This window comes from Limosilactobacillus reuteri subsp. porcinus, from assembly GCF_036621895.1.
Taxonomy (GTDB): Bacteria; Bacillota; Bacilli; order Lactobacillales; family Lactobacillaceae; genus Limosilactobacillus; species Limosilactobacillus reuteri_J.
Window position 1 is genome coordinate 1 of the sequence record NZ_LN887414.1, and the last position, 15,277, is coordinate 15,277.

At 39.6% G+C, this 15,277-nt stretch carries 14 protein-coding genes and 1 pseudogene; 7 read left to right on the forward strand and 8 right to left on the reverse strand.

Annotation, left to right across the window (positions count from 1 at the left end; all coding sequences use genetic code 11):
* Positions 1-214 precede the first annotated feature (214 nt).
* The 5 genes and pseudogenes from parE (at position 215) to AACL61_RS05455 (ending at position 6,767) form a co-directional block, all read left to right on the forward strand.
* On the forward strand, positions 215-2,239 hold the full coding sequence (parE, locus tag AACL61_RS05435) for a DNA topoisomerase IV subunit B (protein ID WP_423245877.1): 2,025 nt from the start codon (positions 215-217) through the stop codon (positions 2,237-2,239).
* An 18-nt stretch (positions 2,240-2,257) separates the two neighbouring features.
* A complete protein-coding gene (gene parC / locus AACL61_RS05440) occupies positions 2,258-4,723 on the forward strand; it encodes a DNA topoisomerase IV subunit A (RefSeq protein WP_339111093.1) in 2,466 nt (821 codons plus the stop codon).
* Positions 4,724-4,740: 17 nt separating this feature from the next.
* Positions 4,741-5,202, forward strand: a pseudogene (locus AACL61_RS05445) (NUDIX hydrolase).
* A 108-nt stretch (positions 5,203-5,310) separates the two neighbouring features.
* A complete protein-coding gene (locus AACL61_RS05450) occupies positions 5,311-6,246 on the forward strand; it encodes a manganese-dependent inorganic pyrophosphatase (protein ID WP_019253402.1) in 936 nt (311 codons plus the stop codon).
* Positions 6,247-6,377: 131 nt separating this feature from the next.
* Positions 6,378-6,767 (forward strand): iron-sulfur cluster biosynthesis family protein, encoded by a 390-nt coding sequence (locus tag AACL61_RS05455; protein WP_029507479.1) that lies wholly within the window; start codon positions 6,378-6,380, stop codon positions 6,765-6,767.
* Positions 6,768-6,831: 64 nt separating this feature from the next.
* Here the strand turns inward: AACL61_RS05455 and AACL61_RS05460 are convergent, their stop codons facing one another.
* A complete protein-coding gene (locus AACL61_RS05460) occupies positions 6,832-7,155 on the reverse strand; it encodes a hypothetical protein (RefSeq protein WP_065532872.1) in 324 nt (107 codons plus the stop codon).
* A 126-nt stretch (positions 7,156-7,281) separates the two neighbouring features.
* Here AACL61_RS05460 and AACL61_RS05465 point away from each other — a divergent pair, with 126 nt between their 5' ends.
* Both AACL61_RS05465 and AACL61_RS05470 read left to right on the forward strand, forming a co-directional pair.
* Positions 7,282-7,422 carry a hypothetical protein gene (locus tag AACL61_RS05465; protein ID WP_176714883.1) on the forward strand — a complete coding sequence of 47 codons (141 nt, stop codon included), beginning with the start codon at positions 7,282-7,284 and terminating at the stop codon, positions 7,420-7,422.
* 28 nt (positions 7,423-7,450) lie between these two features.
* Complete coding sequence (locus AACL61_RS05470) at positions 7,451-7,945, forward strand: GNAT family N-acetyltransferase (protein ID WP_339111094.1); 495 nt, start codon at positions 7,451-7,453, stop codon at positions 7,943-7,945.
* A 157-nt stretch (positions 7,946-8,102) separates the two neighbouring features.
* On the opposite strand, the gene AACL61_RS05475 is transcribed toward AACL61_RS05470, so the two are convergent.
* The 7 genes from AACL61_RS05475 to AACL61_RS05505 form a co-directional block, all read right to left on the reverse strand.
* Positions 8,103-8,486 carry an Asp23/Gls24 family envelope stress response protein gene (locus tag AACL61_RS05475; protein ID WP_003666091.1) on the reverse strand — a complete coding sequence of 128 codons (384 nt, stop codon included), beginning with the start codon at positions 8,484-8,486 and terminating at the stop codon, positions 8,103-8,105.
* Positions 8,487-8,503: 17 nt separating this feature from the next.
* Positions 8,504-8,695: a hypothetical protein gene (locus AACL61_RS05480; protein ID WP_019253406.1), complete on the reverse strand. Its 192-nt coding sequence runs from the start codon at positions 8,693-8,695 to the stop codon at positions 8,504-8,506.
* 15 nt (positions 8,696-8,710) lie between these two features.
* Positions 8,711-9,256, reverse strand: coding sequence for an alkaline shock response membrane anchor protein AmaP (amaP, locus tag AACL61_RS05485; RefSeq protein ID WP_016496899.1), 546 nt, complete (start codon positions 9,254-9,256; stop codon positions 8,711-8,713).
* Positions 9,257-9,437: 181 nt separating this feature from the next.
* Positions 9,438-10,967, reverse strand: a complete 1,530-nt coding sequence (locus tag AACL61_RS05490; RefSeq protein WP_339111095.1) for a gluconokinase — start codon at positions 10,965-10,967, stop codon at positions 9,438-9,440.
* Positions 10,968-11,018: 51 nt separating this feature from the next.
* Entirely contained in the window at positions 11,019-12,038 is a 1,020-nt protein-coding gene (locus tag AACL61_RS05495; protein WP_152701101.1) for a LacI family DNA-binding transcriptional regulator, read from the reverse strand.
* An 82-nt stretch (positions 12,039-12,120) separates the two neighbouring features.
* A complete protein-coding gene (locus AACL61_RS05500) occupies positions 12,121-13,464 on the reverse strand; it encodes a gluconate:H+ symporter (protein ID WP_339111096.1) in 1,344 nt (447 codons plus the stop codon).
* 12 nt (positions 13,465-13,476) lie between these two features.
* A complete protein-coding gene (locus AACL61_RS05505; RefSeq protein WP_339111097.1) occupies positions 13,477-15,009 on the reverse strand; it encodes a gluconokinase in 1,533 nt (510 codons plus the stop codon).
* Positions 15,010-15,277: the final 268 nt, after the last annotated feature.

Below are 15,277 nucleotides of genomic sequence, written 5' to 3' on the forward strand. Positions count from 1 at the left end.
CTTATTACCACATGACTTAATAATAGCTTATACAGCTTTTAAGCATAGCATGAATATTTAATTTTAACCACTAGGAAGACACAATTTGCCAATCTACTAAGTTTTCAGTATCATTTTAATTATGAATTGAAATTGTGGCCGGTTTAGCTTTACAATTAACAAATGTAAATGGTAAAATAACTTTCCGAACATACGTTTAGGTATAATATTGGCAATGGGAGGTCATTTTGTGGCCAAAGAAAAAGTAAAATATGATGCCTCATCCATACAAGTATTAAAAGGGCTTGAGGCGGTACGAAAAAGACCAGGGATGTATATTGGGTCTACTGACTCACGTGGATTGCACCACCTGGTATATGAAATAGTAGATAATGCCGTTGATGAAGCATTATCCGGTTATGGTGATGAGATTAACGTCACCATTGAAGCAGACAATGCGATTACAGTTCAAGATCATGGTCGGGGGATGCCGGTTGGGATGCATGCTTCCGGTAAGCCGACACCTGAAGTTATTATGACGGTTCTCCATGCTGGAGGAAAATTTGGTCAGTCAGATGGTTATAAAACTTCAGGAGGGCTTCATGGTGTTGGAGCTTCCGTAGTAAATGCCTTATCATCACATTTGACGCTGACAATTGTCCGTGATCACGTCCGTTACCAAGAAATTTTTAAGGATGGCGGTCAACCAGTTGGAACGTTGAAAAAATTAGGAAAAACTAAAGCTGAGAACGGAACGACCGTCTCATTCAAGCCGGACCCGAAGATTTTTTCAACTACTGTTTATGACTACAATACCTTAGCTAATCGGCTCCGTGAGTCGGCCTTTTTATTGAAAGGGATTAAGATTACCCTTACCGATAAGCGAGCTGGTCAAGAAAAACAAGATGTGTTCCAATTTGACAATGGAATTCAAGAATTCGTTTCTTATCTTAACGAGGGTAAGGACGTTTTAGGAAAGACGCTCTACTTTGACGGAAAGCAAGATGGGGTCGAAGTTGAAGTAGCGGCTCAATATAATGATGGTTACTCTGAGAGCTTGTTATCATTTGTCAATAATGTCCGAACTCCAGATGGTGGTACTCATGAAGCCGGATTCCGGAGTGCCTGGACGAAAACTTTCAATGAATACGCAAAAAAGGTTGGGCTGTTAAAGGCTAATGATAAAAATCTAGAAGGTAGTGATGTTCGAGAAGGGTTAACAGCCGTTATTTCTGTCCGGATTCCTGAACGTCTACTTCAATTTGAGGGTCAGACAAAGGATAAACTGGGAACTCCTGAAGCACGGAAGATTGTTGATGCGATTGTCAGTGAGCAGCTTAACTATGCCCTAATGGAAAATGGCGACTTTGCTCAGATGTTAATTCGTAAGGCATTAAAGGCGCGTGAAGCTCGAGAAGCTGCCCGTAAAGCCCGTAATCAAGCTCGTGGTGGTAAACGAAAGGGCAAAAAAGAACGCAATCTTTCTGGAAAATTGACTCCGGCCCAATCAAAAAATGCTAAGAAAAATGAATTATTCCTAGTCGAAGGGGATTCGGCCGGTGGTTCAGCCAAGCAGGGGCGTGACCGTAAATTCCAAGCAATTTTACCATTACGAGGGAAAGTGCTAAATACAGAAAAGGCGAAGTTAGATGATGTATTAAAAAACGAAGAATTGAACACAATTATCTATACTGTTGGTGCTGGTGCTGGTTCTGAATTTAACGTTGAAGATTCAAACTACGATAAGATTATTATTATGACTGATGCCGATGATGATGGTGCTCATATTCAGATTCTTCTTCTTACCTTTTTCTACAAGTATATGCGGCCAATGATCGAAGCTGGAAAGATCTATATTGCTCTTCCACCACTTTATCGCTTGCAACGCGGACGTGGAGCTAAGACTAATATCACGTATGCGTGGACTAATGAAGAATTAACAAAATTGACTAAAAAGATGGGCAAGGGAGCACAATTACAACGGTTCAAAGGGCTTGGTGAAATGAATGCTGATCAGTTGTGGGAAACGACGATGAATCCAGAAACTCGGACACTAATCCAAGTTCGGATCGAGGATGCTGAATTAGCTGAGCGTCGTGTAACTACCTTAATGGGTAATAAGGTGGAACCACGGCGGGAATGGATTGAAGAAAATGTCCAATTTACGTTAGCCGATGATCAAGAATCTGATAAATTAGTTGAGAATAAAGGACAATTACCTCAAACTAAAGAGCCTACAATTAATACATGGAATAAATAGAGAAGGGAATCAAGTTTTGTGAGAAACGGAAAAATTGAACATATGACGCTCGAACAGATCATGGGTGATCGTTTTGGGCGTTATTCAAAATCAATTATTCAAGAACGAGCTTTACCTGACATTCGTGACGGATTAAAACCGGTCCAGCGCCGGATCTTATTTGCCATGAATAAAGATGGAAATACTTATGATAAAGGGTTTCGTAAGTCTGCTAAATCAGTCGGGAACGTAATGGGTAACTTCCACCCCCACGGTGATAGTTCAATTTATGAAGCATTAGTTCGGCTAAGTCAAGATTGGAAATTACGTGAACCCCTAATTGAAATGCATGGTAACAATGGATCAATGGATGGTGATCCACCAGCGGCCATGCGTTATACTGAAGCGCGGCTTAGTAAAATAGCAGGTTTAATGCTTCAAGATATCGACAAAGATACAGTTGAAATGGCCTTAAACTTTGATGATACTGAAAAAGAACCGACAGTTTTACCGGCACGTATTCCTAACTTACTCGTTAATGGAGCAACTGGAATTTCTGCTGGATATGCTACTGAGATTCCAACACATAATTTAAGCGAAGTTCTTGATGCACTGATTTATCTTATCAAGCATCCAACTGCTTCTTTGGATAAGTTAATGGAATTTATTCCTGGCCCTGATTTCCCAACTGGTGGAATCATTCAGGGGATTGATGGCATTCGTAAGGCATACCAGACTGGTCGCGGTCGGGTTGTAGTGCGAGCAAAAACGGAGATTGAAACCTTGCGGGGTGATCGTCAACAAATTAATGTGACGGAGATTCCTTATGAAGTAAATAAGGCGCAACTGGTTAAGCGAATTAACGATCTGCGCCTTGCCAAAAAAGTTGAGGGAATCGCGGAAGCTCGCGATGAAACTGATCGTAGTGGATTACGAATTGCAATCGAACTAAAGCGGGGAGCTAATGCGAACGGTATTCTTAATTACTTATTAAAGAACACTGATTTACAGATTAACTATAACTTCAATATGGTTGCGATTGATGACCAGCGGCCAATGCGTGTTGGATTGAAGCGAATTTTGACTTCCTATCTCGAATTCCAGAAAGAGATTATTCGTCGACGGACACAATATAACCTAACGAAGGCTCAACAACGTTTGCATATTGTCGAAGGGTTAATCAAAGCACTCTCAATTTTAGATAAGGTCATTAAAACGATTCGAGCAAGTAAGAATCGTAAGGATGCAAAGGAAAACTTAGTAAAAGAATACAACTTTACACCTGAACAGGCCGAAGCAATTGTTACCTTGCAACTTTATCGCTTAACAAATACGGATGTAACTGAGCTGAAAAAAGAACAAGAACAATTAAATTCACGGATTAATGAATATCAGTTAATCTTGACTAACGAAAATGAGCTAGCAAAAGTTCTTACTAAGGAAATTAGGGCCATTAAGAAGGAATTTGGCAATCCACGACGGACCAAGATTGAAAATCTTGTTGAAAAACTTGAGATTGATACTAAAGTTACGGTTGCCAACGAAGATGTTGTGGTCTTAGTTTCGCATGCGGGCTATATCAAACGAAGCAGCATTCGTTCCTTCAAGGCATCGGAGGCAGAAGAAAACGGTCTCCGAGAAGACGATTACCCATTATTGATTCAACAAACAAATACATTATCGCATTTATTTATGTTTACCAATCTTGGGCATATTATTTACCGCCCAATTCATGAAATTGCAGATGCGCGGTGGAAAGATACCGGCGAACATATCTCACAAACAATCGGTTTAGCGGATAATGAAGAGATCATTAAAGCAATGATTTTTGATAAACTAGATCAGCCAGGAACAATCATCATGGGAACTAGCGATGGTCAAGTAAAACAAACGGCCTTTAATGACTATAAGCCTGGTTCACGTTACAAGAGCCATGCAAGTGTCGCAATTAAGCTTAGGGATAATGCGCAAGTTGTAAATGTTGATTACTATGAACCAACAAATGAGAACCGTTCACTATTGACGATTAGTCGCCAAGGATATGCAGTGCGGTATGATGTTGCAGATGTTCCTGTAACAGGAATCCGGACAGCTGGTGTACGGGCCATTAATTTGAAAGATGATGACCAAGTAGCAGATCAAATCTTGGTTAAGGATGGTCAAGATATTGCTGTAATTACCCAACGAGGAGCATTTAAGGAAATGCCCGTTGATGAGATTGAGGTTGGGGCACGTGCACGACGAGGAGAACTTGTCCTTCGACGGTTAAAATCACATCCTCATGAAATTGCGGACTTCCTTGCTTATGACCCTGATTATCAGGGAGCTTTTGAGACTATTACTAACCGGCCGGCATTCCAAGATATAATGGCTACCGACCATCATCTAAGTTCGATCAAGTCAAACGGGACTTTTGTAATTGATACCGATACGCAAGGGGAACCAGTAAAGCTTCGAATGAAACAAACTAATATCTTAACGGAAGAACCTGTTAGTCAAAGCTAAGAAGAAGGCGAAAAGGTTTGGCGTATATTAAAGAAATTCGTGATTTAGTTGGGAATCGTCCCTTAATAATGACCAGTGCTTCTGGGGCACTCTTAAACAAGCAGAAGGCTGTTTTACTTCAAGAACGGGCGGGGTGATTGGGGTTTCCCAGGCGGCTACATGGAATTTGGCGAATCTTTTGAGCAAACTGTAAAGCGGGAATTTAAAGAAGATGCGGGAGTTGAAGTCGTGCCTGTCAAACGACTAGCAATTCTTGATCAGAATTTTTATACTTATCCTAATGGCGACCGCGTTCAACCAATTAATGCTTTTTACTTGGTTGAAGAAACTAGCGCTAAACATTATCAGCCAAAAGTTACAGAAACGACAACCACTGAATATTTTTCATTAGATGAAGAACCGCCACGCTTTTTTAACAGTCAGCATGAACAATGTGGCAGATCTTAAAAGATTTTACCCATAATAAGAAAGATATTTAATAATTGTTCTTTAATCTATTAACTTCCATGATAGAATAGAAAATGTAGATTGTTTCACCTACTAGAAATAACTAGGATTAAAGTAGTGAACAAACAGGAGGAATTTATATGAGCAAAGAATTAGTATTTGGACACCAAAAGCCTGATACAGATGCGATTACCGCTGCAATGGCATTTTCATACTTCCAAAACCAATTGGGATACGAAACTGAAGCAGTTGCTTTAGGTGAACCAAATGATGAGACTAAGTTTGCATTGAAGACTTTCGGTATGGAAGCACCACGCGTAATCGAAACCGCTGCAAACGAAGTAGATAAGGTAATGCTTGTAGACCACAACGAACCACAACAAAGTGTTAGTGATATCGACAAGGTCACTGTAACACACTTAGTTGACCACCACCGAATTGCCGGCTTTGAAACGGCTCAACCACTCTGGGCAACTGTTCGTCCTTACGGTTGTGTAAGTACAATCATTACAGAATTGTTCCAAGAAAAGCACATTAATATTCCCGCTAACTTGGCTGGGATGATGCTTTCTGCTATCATTTCTGATACCTTGCTTTTGAAGTCACCAACTACAACTGACCACGATCGTGAAGCCGTTAAGTACTTAGCAAAGATCGCTGGTGTTGAAGATTACGAAAAGTACGGCATTGAAATGCTTAAGGCTGGTACTAACCTTGGTGCTAAGTCTGATGCTGATATCGTTGATGGTGATGCTAAGACCTTTGAACTTGGCGGTAAGAAAGTTCGTATTGGTCAAGTTAACACTGTTGATTTAGATGATGTTTTTGCTCGTCAAGCTGATCTTGAAAGTCAAATGCAAAGTATGATGGATGATAACGATTATGATTTATTCTTATTAATCGCTACTAACATCTTAAACAGTGACTCAGAATTATTAGTTATTGGTGAACCTGCTGAAAAGGTTGAAGCAGCCTTTGGCAAGAAGCTTAACGAAAACAAGCGGATGAATTTACCGGGTGTTGTATCACGGAAGAAGCAAGTTGTTCCTCCTTTGACTGATGCATTCGAAGGTTAATAAATAAATTAATTTAAAAAACTGAGAAAGATTTTGCGATTTTTCTCAGTTTTTTTGAGCTTTAAATTTCAAAGCTTATTCTTAATTAGTTAAAATATAAGTACTGATTTTAAGAAATGGGGTTGATATTAATGAATATCACGTTTACTGATCAAGCTATTGAGCGTTTACAGCGTTATGAATTATCATCTAAGAAGATGCTCCTAGATTTTGATGATGGCGTTGGCCCATTTTCTGCCGTTGGGAGTTGCAGTTTAGATGGTGATTATCGACTAATTCTTGTTAAAGAGGATTTAGATACCCCAGATTATAATGAAAAGATTACCTCTAATTTAGGGGATGTTTTTATTAAAGACCATACAGCAGTTCAATTTGATGATGAAATGGAAGTAAGGTTTAACCCGCGATACTTTACAATGCCACTTGTCAGTCCTAAACGCGTTTTAACGGATAATCTTGAAGTTCTGGATCTTAGTAACACAGACTTAAATTCTCAAATTGATCGAGCACATGATTGCTAGGAACGTACTAAGGGAGCGTGATAGAAGCCAGATGCGGCTTTATAATCACGCTCCCTTATTGTTTTTAAAGGATAATCCTAAAGATAAAAGTGATGATAATTGCAAAAATTCCAATAATCGTTGCATAGGAAAAATGTTTACGTTGAGCTGGTTTAATTAATGCTTGCCTTCCCATGAAAATTGTGAATAAAGTCCATAAAAAAGTGGCAATAAGCAAAATATATAATTTCCAGTTGATTGGGAGATGATGGTAAAAATCGCCATAAAATACCATCATGCCGATAAACATCACAATAGCATAGGCATAGTTATCGCGGTGAAAGTTAAAATTAAAAAGATAAGCAAACACGCAAAATAATAAAATACTAATAATATCGTTTAAAATCATACCCTCTACACACTTCCTTATGATTTTTATTATAATCATTAACAGGATAAAGATAAAATATTAAGAAGCAATCGCAAATAATATGATATGATGGTCTTGTTAGAATTAATGAAGGCGGTGCTTACAGTGAAGAAAAAAGCTATGCGACGAGAAATAAAATTATTAACTGAAGAAAATCAACAATTACGGCGATATACCTTACTAGCATCAATCGGTATTTTATTAAGTATGATGATTGGGTTAGTTCGAATTGTTCAAAAAAATTAGTTTAGGAAATTTTTTAGAGGGAAGTATAGTGGAGTTAGGATACCGAAAAGCGACACTTGAAGATTTACCAAAAATTGTTGAAATTTATAACCAAATTATTCCGTCACGTTTAGCGACTGCGGATCTTACCCCGATAACGGTTGAGAAACGGAAAAGGTGGTTTGAAGCGTTTGACGAAAATCATCCAATCTGGGTAATTGAATATCAAAATGAGGTTCTCGGGTGGGTTGCTCTTGAGCATTTTTATGGTCGTCCAGCCTATGATCATACTAGTGAAATTGCCATTTACCTTGATCAACGGTTACGGAAACAAGGGGTTGGTACAAAAACCATGGAATTTATTATCGGTCAATTGCCTAAATTAACAGTTGATACAATCGTGGCTTATATCTTTGGTCATAATATTCCAAGCCTAAAGTTATTTAAATCGTTTGGTTTTACGCAATGGGGGCTTTTACCACAAGTAGCAGAGCTTGATGGGATTAAATGTGATTTAGTTATTTTAGGACGTCATTTTAAATGATTTTATGTAAAAAAGTATGATAAAAGTTCCGTCACGTTCATAGGAAGCAACCAGAATAGGCCCCAATGTCCGGTTAAAGCCGAACGCTGGAGGCCTAGGTTGCATATGAGAGCTTCGTATTGAAAACAAAGGTGCCCGTGATGCTTTGCTCGTTCCCTTATTTTGTATCTTTTTTTACTTCTTCTCTTGTTTTAACATCATTGATATGTAGCTCAAACTTAACTAAGTTTAAACCAGTCATCTTATCGATTGCACGCTGCACCTCAGAACAAACAGCCTTAAAAATTTCTGGAGCGCTTTTGCCGTATTCGATGGTAGCTTCCATTTTTAATGCGACTTGCTTTTCACCAACATCGGCATTAATACCCTTGGTTGGATTGCTTCCGGAAGTTACTTTGTCCGCTAATTCACTAAACATATTTCCATCCAGGGAAAGGATTCCAGGAACTTTGCTAGCGGTGATTCCGGCGATTTTCTCAATTACTTGGTCATCGAATGTTAATTGCTCATCAATTGTTTTATTATTTGTAGTGGTTGTCATATTAATTCCTCCTCGAATTAGTTGGCAAACTTATCTAACATTTTTATCGCAAGTTTATTTAATGAATAGCCCTTTGCATCAAGAATATAGCCAATTCCGCCCAAGATAGTGACAGCTAATAGAATACCGATCATTGGGAGAAAGCCCCACATAATCCAACTAATGCTAATAAGCAGTCCTAAGATAACGCCAATTGTAGCAAGTTTCATGGTGTACCTCCTTTTTTAGACAATGTTAACTGATTCTTTGTTTGAGTATGGACTTAACTTAATATGTAATTTATTAAGATCAATGTCGAAGTCTCGTTTAAGGTTTTCTTTAATTGTCTGGAGTAGTACTGTATGAATTAGTTTTGGATTGGTTCTATTAGACATCATTCCGTGAATGGTAACGTCTGCATTATGATTATTCCGGTGCATTTTGAGTTTAATTACTGGGTTATAGAGGTCAAATTTAGCAATTGAAGTAGTTAGGCTGTGTTCAACCGCATGCTGATCAATTTGAATTTTGTTAGCACCATCCTTGGCGATTGTCATTTGTTTAGTTGTTGTTGGGCGAAAAACAGCAATTGCTATTACGGTTAAGGCGACAATGATTAAAAATACTGCGACTCCTGCTGAGAAACTTTGACCAATGGAACTATGAAGCCAATCATTAACTGGAATCGTCCAAGTTTGATCACGATAAAACCATAGCGACACGACAACAATTCCAACGATTACCTGAAGCATCATCACAAATGAAATCCACCATTTTTTCCATGCGGCCATTAGTACCACTTCCTTTCTATAAATAATTTTTTAGTACAAGCTAATGGTAACATGCTTGGAAGCGTTTTACTTTACTTTTGGAAATGCTAAAGGTAATATTAAGAACCTGTTAACAGAATAGTCATAATTAAAAAATCGATCTCACATCGGAAAATGATTGTAAGATCGATTTTTTGATTCTTTAATTGTTTTGTCGTTCTTGTAGTTTAGCGATTTCAGAGTAAGCCGGAGCAAGCATATCTTCAATTTGTTGGAAGAGCGGAGTATAGCGTTGATATACTTTTACCGCGGCTGGATCTGGTTGGTAAGAACTAACCTTACCAATGAACTTCTGTGGTGTATCAAGACTATCGATCATTCCCAAACTTTGCATAGCCATAACTACTGACCCGAGGCAGCCAGATTCAAATGAGTCAGGAACGTTAACCGGACAGTTTAAGATATCAGCAAGCATTTGGCGCCATACTTTTGAGCGAGCAAAGCCACCTGTTGCAGTAACGCTCGCTGGTTCACCGACTAACGCTCGTACTGCTTGGAAGACTGTTGCAATGTTCATGCTAATTCCTTCCATAACTGCTCGTAGCATATCAGCCCGTGTATGGATATGAGAAAGCCCAAAGAAACTACCACGCGCTTTAGCATTCCACAATGGTGCCCGTTCACCGCCCAGGAAGGGATGAAAGAGGAGTCCATGCGCGCCTGCTGGTACTCCTTCGATAACATGATTTGCTAAAGTATAAGGATCAACCTGTTCGTTTTTAACTGCGCTACTATCCACAAGGTGTTTTACTGCCCATTCATAGACATCGCCACCGTTATTAAGCGGACCACCAACGACCCACAATCCTTTATTAATAGCATAGCAGAAGAGGCGGCGTTCTGGATCAATAACAGGATGATCAGTTACGACTCGTACAGCTGCGGAAGTACCGATTGTAATTGCTACTGTATTTTGCTTAGTTGCACCAACACCAATATTTGAAAGGGCACCATCGTAAGCACCATAGACAAATGGCGTATCAGCGGGTATTCCTAGTTTTTCTTGGGCTTCGGGCACTAAGCCAATTGCTTGAGTTGTTCCATCGACAATTTCAGGCAGTTGATCTTTGGTTATTCCTGCAACCCGAAGAGCCTGGTCATCCCAATTACAAGTTTTAAGGTTCATCAAGCCAGTTGAGGAAGCGATTGACATATCAACCTTAAATTCATTAAATAACCGGTAGAAAAGGTAAGCTTTAATATCAGCAAAATATGCTGTGCGGCTAAATAAATCTGTTTCGTCTTCCCTTAACCAAAGGAGCTTTGTCAATGTTGACATGGGGTGAACAGGAACCCCCGTCTTCATATATAGTTGTTGTCCTTCAGTCATCATCTTAAGGTTGTCTGCTGCGCGCTGAGCACGACTATCTGCCCAAGTGATTAACCGTGAAAGGGGCTTCTTATTTTTATCTAATAAGAGGAGGCTTTGATTTGCACTTGAAATTGAGACTGCCAGTAGTTTTCCTGTACTGAGGTCAGCTGCTGTAGCCACATCATGGATAGCTTGTTCAGCAGCATTAATTACTTCTTCTGGCTCTTGCTCTGCCATTCCCGCGGCATTGCGGTGCAACTCGTAGCCATAATTAGCTTGTGTGATCACCTGCGCATTTTGATCATATAAAACGGCCTTTGTGCTAGAGGTTCCAACGTCAACACCAATTAAGTAGTTCATTTATTGTTTCTCCTTTAAAACTCAATTTAATTCTCTTTGTAATATTATATGCTAAAGTGACTGGTGTGCAATGATTTCAACTGGTAAAAGGGTAGTGGAACTGATGGTGCTTTGTTGGTTAATTTGCGTTAAAAGCTTATTAGCTGCTAAGCTACCCATTAACTCCATATCTTGCTTCAACAGAAAAATTCCATTAGCGACATATTGCGACCATTCCCAGTCATCAAAGCTAACTAAGCCAAGATCATCAGGGAAGGAAAGGTTTAGTTCCTTAAAAATTGCTAAAAGGTCAAATAAAATGGGTCCCATTAATGAAACGACAGCAGTTTTGCCTTTAAGCTCATTTAACTGTTGCAGAAACGTTTTAGCAAGCCACTGCCGATCATGTCCTCGGGTTTCAATATTGTGATAGCTTAGCCCATTATCAGCAGCAGCAACCTTTAAACCGGCAATTCGGGGAATTTGACCAGATGCCTCCGCAAAGTGCGCGCTGACAGTTAAAATATTTTGATATCCATTTTGATACAGAATCTTACCGAGGTTATAACAAGCATCACGATTAGCAGAAGTGACCTTACCAACTGTAGAAGGCTGGTCATCAACTTCACGGTCAACGATCACTAGTGGAATATCGTTATGAATAGCAGGAGCAAATTGACTAAAGTGGCGGGAATTAGGTTGGACAATAATACCGTCAACTCGTTGTTGGTATAGTCGCTGAAGAGCACGACTTTCATTTTCCTGAGAGTTGTTCGTATTCATGAGGAGGATATCATAGCCTGCCTGTTGCAAAACATCATCGATCCCTTTGGCAAGTAAAGATGAAAAGGGGTTAGAAATATCTCCAACGAGGATTCCAACAACGTGACTATGAGTTTGTCGAAGCTGTCGAGCAGAAGCGGTTGGAACAAAGTGAAGGTCTTTAATTGCTTTTTCTACCCGTTTCCGCGTTGCTGGGCGCATTTTATCATAACGACCATTAATAATACGTGAAACAGTAGTCGCTGAAACACCAGCTGCTTTAGCAACGTCAGCGATAGTAGTATGTTGCGTCATTTGTTTATTCATCATCCTTAATAGTTCTACTATTATTAAGAATACCAAACCATACAAAAAGCGTCACTAGCTAATTCACTAGGACGCTTAAATTGACTTAGACAAATAATGAAATGGCGTAGACGGCTCCCAACCCAGCAAGTGCTAAGACGGAAGTTAAAGTTGTCCACGAAAGTAAGGTTTCCTTTAATGAAAGGCCAAAGTATTCTTTGATCATCCAGAAACCGGCATCATTAACGTGTCCACAAAAGACAGAACCAGCACCGATGGAAAGAACCATCAATGTTGCCATAATTGAATTACCGCCAAATTGGTGAGCGATTGGAACAACAAGTCCGGCAGCAGTCATCGCAGCAACCGTTGAGGATCCAAGTGACATCCGTAATAAAGCAGTAATTAACCAAGCAGCTAAAATTGGTGAAATGCTAGTTTGAGCAAATAGTCCAGAAATGTACTTAGAAATTCCACCATCAACAAGAACTTGCTTGAAGGCACCACCACCACCGATGATCAAAAGCATAACTGAGATTTGCTTGATTGAGTCGGCAAGGGAGGTCGAGATATCTTCCATTTTTTGGTTTCGTTGTAGTCCCATCGTAAAGATTGCAAAAATTAATGAAAGAAGCATTGCAAGGTCAGGAGCACCAATAAATTGGATGAATTCATTAACGGGATTGTTCTTAGGGAAAATAAATGAACAAATAGTAGCAACGGCGATTAAGATAACTGGCATCATTGCAGTTAAAACGGAGATACCGAATTTAGGCGTCTCTTCAAGCTTGAATTCTTTATATTCTCCAAGAACTGAAATATCAATATTTTTGCGGTAAACACGTGGATATACTTTTTGTAATACCCAGTTATAAACTGGACCAGCAATAATGATTGTTGGAATTGCGGCTAAAATACCAAGCAGCAATACGTGTCCAAGGTTAGCCCCAAGAATGTCTGTAATAGCAGTTGGAGCGGGGTGTGGTGGTAAGAAAGCGTGGGTAACATTTAAGGTAGCCGCCATTGGAATACCAAGGTACATCAATGGCATATCGAGTTCGCGGGCAATGATAAAGATAATTGGTAATACAACGACAAGCCCAACTTCAAAGAATAATGCTAACCCAATGATAAAGGAGGCAAGGATAACAGCAACTTGAATCCAGCGCCGACCAAACTTATTAATCAGGGTTGTTGCAATTCGATATCCACCACCGGCATCAGAAACTAATTTACCAAGCATTGACCCGAAACCAAAGATAATAGCTAAGTGTCCTAATTGGCCCCCGATCCCAGTTTCAATTGTCTGCGGAATTTTTGTAAGTGGAAGGCCGAGTAACAAACCAACGATGAATGATGTGATTACTAAACTAACGAAAGTGTTCATCTTTAGTTTAACAATCATGAAAATTAAGATAATAACCCCGATTAAAACAATAAGTAAAGGCATAATAATAACCCCCTAATGAGTAGTAGATTGTTGTTGTAATTTAGCGATGGTCGAATAGGCTGGTGTTAATAATCCTTCGACCTGCTTAAAAAGTGGTAAGTAATTTTGATAAACATTAACCGCATCTTGATTTGGTTGATAAGAACTGATATCACCAACTAATGTTTTAATGATTTCATAGTTTTCAATCATTCCTAAACTCTTCATTGCCATGGTGATTGCACCGAGACAACCAGATTCAAATGAGTTCGGGATATTGACCGGACAGTTCAAGACATCTGCTAACATTTGCCGCCAAACTTCAGCTCGCGCAAAACCGCCAGTTGCAGTTACGCTTGCAGGATTACCAACAAGATCACGAACCGCTTGGAAAACAGTTGCAATATTCATACAAATTCCTTCCATTACTGAGCGCAGCATATCGGCACGAGTATGAATGTGGGAAAGCCCAAAGAAACTGCCGCGCGCATTAGCGTCCCATAATGGTGCTCGTTCACCGCCAAGGAATGGGTGGAAGAGCAAGCCGTGAGCTCCGGCGGGAACACCTTCAATAACTCGGTTAGCAAGAGTGTAGGGATCAATATTTTCATTTTTAACTGCGCTAGCGTCAACTAAGTGTTCAACGGCCCACTGATAGACATCGCCACCATTATTAAGCGGACCGCCGATGACCCATAAGCCCTTATCCACGGCGTAACAGAAGAGTCGCTGCTGAGGATCGATCACTGGATGGTCAGTTACTACCCGAACACCAGCCGAAGTCCCAATCGTAATGGCAACAGTATTTTGCTTAATTGCCCCCACACCTAAATTAGATAAAGCACCGTCAAAGGCACCATAGACAAATGACGTGTCAGCGGGGATACCCATTTTTGCTTGCGCCGCTGCTGTTAGGCCAATCGCTTGGGTTATTCCGTTCACGATTTCTGGTAATTGGGAACGGTCGACGTTAGCGAGTTCCAATGCTTGATCGTCCCAGTCACACGTATTGACATTCATCATTCCGGTACATGAAGCGATGGAAACATCAACCTTAAATGTATTGAAAAACTGGTAGAAGAGGTAGGATTTGATATCGCCAAAATATGCAGTTTGAGCAACCTTATCTGCTTGTGTCTTATTGAGCCACATAATCTTGGTCAATGGGGACATCGGATGAATAGGTGTACCTGTTTTAGCATAAATTTGCTGACCAGCAGGACTATTCTTTAATTCGTTGGCGACATCATGTGCACGGGTATCAGCCCAAGTGATGACCCGTGAAAGGGGATTGAAATTCTTGTCGAGCATAATCACACTTTGGTTAGCACTAGAAAATGATACCGCTAACAATTTTCCATTTGTTAAATCTGCTTTTTGTGCTGCATCATGAATAACTTTTTCGACTGCTTCGACAATTGCAGTTGGGTTTTGTTCAGCCATTCCACTAGCATCGCGGTAAAGGGAATAACCTTGGCTAAATTGATCTAACACAGTTGCATTTTGGTCATATAGAACTGCCTTTGTAGAAGTAGTTCCAACATCAACACCGATAAAATAATTCATTGTAGTAATTCTCCCTTTGTTTGAAAACGCTTTAGTTTATCGTTACACCTAATAATATAATATTAGATGTAAGCGATGTCAATAGCTTATTTAATATAAGTTTATCGATTTCCTAAAATTAAAAATAAAAAGTAATTGCATATGAATCTCAAGGTGTGATACTATTAGTTGCTTAATTTGTTATGGTTTAGCTATAAGCAACGATTTTAAGTCATGTGGTAATAAGTCAAGATGTAATTATCACTGACTAGCTTGTCTTGACCAGATT

Bases quoted from the DNA above. Each gene is read 5' to 3' on its own strand.
- parE (WP_423245877.1), top strand. From the start codon at position 215: ATGGGAGGTCATTTTGTGGCCAAAGAAAAAGTAAAATATGATGCCTCA.
- AACL61_RS05450 (WP_019253402.1), top strand. From the start codon at position 5,311: ATGAGCAAAGAATTAGTATTTGGACACCAAAAGCCTGATACAGATGCG.
- AACL61_RS05455 (WP_029507479.1), top strand. From the start codon at position 6,378: ATGAATATCACGTTTACTGATCAAGCTATTGAGCGTTTACAGCGTTAT.
- AACL61_RS05460 (WP_065532872.1), bottom strand. From the start codon at position 7,155: ATGATTTTAAACGATATTATTAGTATTTTATTATTTTGCGTGTTTGCT.
- AACL61_RS05475 (WP_003666091.1), bottom strand. From the start codon at position 8,486: ATGACAACCACTACAAATAATAAAACAATTGATGAGCAATTAACATTC.
- AACL61_RS05480 (WP_019253406.1), bottom strand. From the start codon at position 8,695: ATGAAACTTGCTACAATTGGCGTTATCTTAGGACTGCTTATTAGCATT.
- amaP (WP_016496899.1), bottom strand. From the start codon at position 9,256: ATGGCCGCATGGAAAAAATGGTGGATTTCATTTGTGATGATGCTTCAG.
- AACL61_RS05490 (WP_339111095.1), bottom strand. From the start codon at position 10,967: ATGAACTACTTAATTGGTGTTGACGTTGGAACCTCTAGCACAAAGGCC.
- AACL61_RS05495 (WP_152701101.1), bottom strand. From the start codon at position 12,038: ATGATGAATAAACAAATGACGCAACATACTACTATCGCTGACGTTGCT.
- AACL61_RS05500 (WP_339111096.1), bottom strand. From the start codon at position 13,464: ATGCCTTTACTTATTGTTTTAATCGGGGTTATTATCTTAATTTTCATG.
- AACL61_RS05505 (WP_339111097.1), bottom strand. From the start codon at position 15,009: ATGAATTATTTTATCGGTGTTGATGTTGGAACTACTTCTACAAAGGCA.